We start from the raw sequence: 4489 nt of genomic DNA, 5'->3' as shown, positions 1-4489 counted from the left end.
GGAGGAGGATATCTTCGCGTGTGATATTGGCCGGCGTCCATTGGTGTTCAATGCCGTAATCAACAATGTCTTCTAAGCTGCTGAGTTGGTATAACGCTTTTAACGTCTGCTCATCATCAATGTTCCTTTCAATATGCAGCGAGTCAATGAATAACTTAATTTTTGTTGCTTCCCCATCTACATGGCTGGCGGCTATTGACCGTTCATGATTGTCTTTACCGAACTGATAATAGGAATCGATCATGCCGAGAAACTCGACTGTTTCACCATCGGTCGTTAATTGCTGCGCGATTTCATAGGCAATCACCCCCCCTATTGACCAGCCGGCCAGACGATAAGGTCCTTGTGGCTGGACACGACGGATCGCCTGAATATGGCAGGTCGCCAGCGCTTCAATTGACTGCGGGGGATGCGCCAGCGTGTGAATGCCAAGCGCCTGCAATACGTAGACGGGAAGCTCAGGGGGCAGTAAAGCCGCCAGTGGTGAGTAAACCAGCGGGTCACCGGAAGTTTCATGGACTAAGAATAAGGGGAGCAAAGAGCCTGCGGGACTTAACGGTACCGGATTTGCATCCAACGGGGAGGCTGGCATGACAACATGTTCCTTTATTGCCAAAGCGAGATCACTCAAAGTGGGATGGGCAAACAAAGTGGTCAGTGCCACCTCCATGCCTTGTTCACGCAGACGGTTCAACAACTGTACCGCAAGCAGCGAGTGACCGCCCAGCTCAAAGAAATGATCATGGCGGCCAACTCTTTCCAGTCCCAGCAAGTTTTGCCAGATCTGGGTCAGGGCAGTTTCCACGTTCCCCACCGGGGCTTCATAGTAGCGGGTGACCACCGCCGAAGTGTCAGGCGCCGGCAGCGCTTGCCGATCAAGTTTGCCGTTGGGGGTCAACGGGAAAACATCCAGCATCACGAACGCGCTGGGCAGCATATAGTCCGCGAGATGCTGGGCAAGCTGCTGGCGCAGTTCAGCCGGCACCAATTCTACCCCCGCTTGCGCACGCAGATAAGCAACCAGACGTTGATCTTCACGGGCGACAACCAGGGCTTCTTGCACGCCGTGACACTGCATAAGTTGTGCCTCAATTTCCCCCAGTTCAATGCGGAAACCGCGTAATTTCACCTGAAAATCATTGCGGCCAAGGTATTCGATATTGCCGTCGGGCAACCAGCGGCCGAGGTCACCGCTTTTGTACATCCGGGCGTCCGGTTCCGGCGAGAATGGGTCGGGAATAAAACGTTCTGCTGTCAGTTCAGGCCGGTTGAGATAACCGCGCGCGACGCCGGCACCGGCAATATGAATTTCACCAGCCACACCGAGGGGCACCGGTTGACCGCGCGTATCCAGAATATAAATCTGGGTATTGGCAATCGGGCGGCCGAGCGGAATATTACCGGTATTCTCCCAAGCGTGCTTGTTAGCGGGTATCGGTGTGGTATCCAAAGTTAATGCTGTGACGATAACCGTTGTTTCCGTCGGGCCATAGGAGTTAATCCAGCGACAGGATTGTGTTTCCGGCATAGCGTGCCAGTTCTTCCAATGGTGCAATTCCGCCTTCTCACCGCCGACAATCACCGTGTGCAGATATTTCCCGAAACCACTGTGTCCTGCCATCATCTCTTCTACCCATTGATGCCAGAAAGCGGTGGGTATATCCATGATGGTGATTTTCTGTGTATTTAACAGATCGACAAATTCTTTATTCGGCACACGGACATGCGCCGGGCGCAGAACCAACGCCGCACCGGATGCTAACGTTGGGAAAATATCTGATACCGAGGTATCAAACGCGATGGTGGCAAATTGCAGAATGCGATCACCCCATTGGGGATGACTGATCTGGTGCTGGGCATGGATAAAATTCACCACATTGCGGTGTTCCAGCATCACGCCTTTAGGCTGCCCTGTCGAACCGGAAGTGTAGATAACATAGGCCAGATGGTGTGGCTTAAGTCCGATCTGACGGGCATCCGGATTATGGTTCGGCTGTTTTGCCACCTTATTTAGGTGGCTTTCATCGTCCAGCAACCAGACGGGAATATCCTGAGTTGGCAAAAGTTCCTGTAAACGTTCCTGTAAATGTTGCTGAGCCAGCAATAATACGGACTGACTGTCCGACAGTTGATAGGCTAAGCGTTCAGCGGGGTATTCAGGATCAAGGGGAACATAACCCGCCCCCGCTTTCAGGATGCCATAGATGCCGATAATCATCGCCAGACTGCGATCCGCACAGATAGCAATGCGATCGTCGGGACGCACGCCGGACGCAATGAGTTGGTGTGCCAGTTGGTTGGCATGGTGATTCAGTTCCGCGTAACTCAGTTCGCGCCCGCCAAAGACCAACGCGGTGGCATTTGGTGTCCGCGCTGCCTGCTGTTCGAACCGTTGGTGGATCAAGGCATCCTGCGGAAGTTTGACAGCGGTATCATTAAATGTTTTCAATAATTGAGTGCGTTCTGCCAAGGGCAAAATATCGATAGCCTGAATGGGTTGATCAGGATCATGCCGCAGGGCAGCTACAATGCCTTTTAAGGCCGTGTTGACATAAGCATTAATCCGCACCGGATCCACTTTCTGGCTGCATTGCGCCGTCAATCTGAATCCATCATCAACATCATCCACATCCAATGATAAGGGATAATTGCTGCGTTCTTCGTTTTCTAACACGTGAATGCCTTCCCAAGTGACTGAGGCTACCTGTTCATCTCCACGTGGGCTATGGCGGAAATTCAGCAGACTGTTAAACAGTGGCAATGGTGCCTGAACCCCACTGCAACGCTGGGCAATCGCCAGTGGGATCTGTTCATGATCCAGCAATTCACTCAGGCATTGGTAGGTTTCCTGTACCGCCTGTTTAACGTTACGTCCCTGTAGCTTAACGCGAACGGGCAGGGTGTTGATAAACATACCGAGCACCTGAGAAACCCCCAGACCACCCTGTAGTCGGCCCAATAAAACGGTGCCGAATATCACATCATCGCGGCCGCAGCACTGTGCCAACACTTGTGCCCAAGCCAAATGGAACAGAACCGCTGAACTGATGCCTTGCTGGCGTGCACAATCGCGGATCTGTTGTGCCAGTTCATCATCCAACATCAAGCTATTTTCTACAATTTCATCATGTTCATTGCGGTTGTTTCCTTGTACATCAAGCAATGCAAACGGCAGGGTGGGTTCTTCCACATCGCCCAGTAATTGCCGGAAATAGGCTTCGTGTGCAGCGGTGGGCATACTTAACGTTTGGGCAACAAAGTTACGGTACGGCAGGGTGGCCGGCAGGGTGTCGGCATGGCCCAGTAACACTTGGGCCATTTCAGCGAAAATCAGCTCCAGTGTCATGTGGTCACTGACCAGATGATGAAAACGCAAGGCTAACAACCATTCATCCTGTACCCGATTGTGGGCAATATCAGCAGCAAACAAAGGAGCCTGATTCAGGTCGAGACGGTGCCGCCGGGGATCGGTGGCGGCCCGCAGTTGGGCTACAACGTCTTCTTCAGTGTCTGGGATCGGTGTAAAGACCTTGACAGGCAGCGATGCCTGACGCCAGACCACCTGAAGGGGCTGGGGCAGACCCTGCCAATGGACGGAGGTGCGCAAAATATCATGGCGGTCAATAATGTGTTGCAGGGCGGCCAAAAAGGCATTGAGCCGTTCACGGTGGTCAAAGGCGAGCAGACAGCGCAGCAGATAATCGTCCCCTTGGGCCTGTAATAAATGGTGGAAGAAAATCCCTTCCTGCAACGGCGCGAGCGGATAGATATCCTGCACATTGCCGGCACCGCCGGGGATCACCGTTGTCAGGGCATTGATCTCGGTTTGGGAGAGCGGTACCAGCGGCAACATGTCGGGGGTGATCGCCGTGCAATCGGTAGGGATAAGATTGGGGGGCACGGCGAAAGCCGGGGGGGCATTTTCGGGAGATAACAGGGTTTGCGCCAGCGCCCGCAGGATCGGGGCATCGAATACGCTGCGCACTTCCAGCCGCCAGCCCAGCTTGTGCACTCGTTCCATCAGGCTGACGATTAACAGCGAGTGCCCGCCGAGTTCAAAGAAGTGGTCATGGCGGCCGACTTTTTCCAGTCCCAGCAACTCTTGCCAAATTTGGGCCAGGGCCGTTTCCACTTCCCCCACCGGGGCTTCATAGTGGCGGGTAACCGCCGCCGACGCGTCAGGGGCCGGCAGCGCCTGACGGTCGAGTTTGCCGTTGGGGGTCAGCGGGAAAGCGTCCAGCGTCACAAAGGCACTGGGCAGCATATAATCCGCGAGATGCTGGGCAAGCTGCTGACGCAGTTCGGCCGGCAGGAGTTTAACGCCCTCGTGTGGCCGTAAGTAAGCGACCAACTGTTTTTGTCCTGTCGCGTCTTCGCGCGCCAGCACGACCGCCTCGCGCACACCGTGGCATTGCTCAAGTTTTGCCTCGATTTCCCCCAGTTCAATGCGGAAACCGCGTAATTTCACCTGAAAATCATTGCGGCCAAG

General features: G+C 54.1%; 1 protein-coding gene. It reads right to left on the bottom strand.

Annotated features, from left to right (window positions below; translation table 11 throughout):
* Window positions 1-4489 (bottom strand): non-ribosomal peptide synthetase (locus PSI17_RS15955; RefSeq protein WP_273552905.1); only part of this gene is annotated, 4489 nt, incomplete at both ends.

Source organism: Xenorhabdus sp. IM139775 (assembly GCF_028598745.1).
In the GTDB taxonomy this organism is placed as follows: Bacteria; Pseudomonadota; Gammaproteobacteria; order Enterobacterales; family Enterobacteriaceae; genus Xenorhabdus.
The sequence above is the reverse complement of the archived record's forward strand: the minus strand, read 5'-3'. Positions and strand labels throughout refer to the sequence as shown.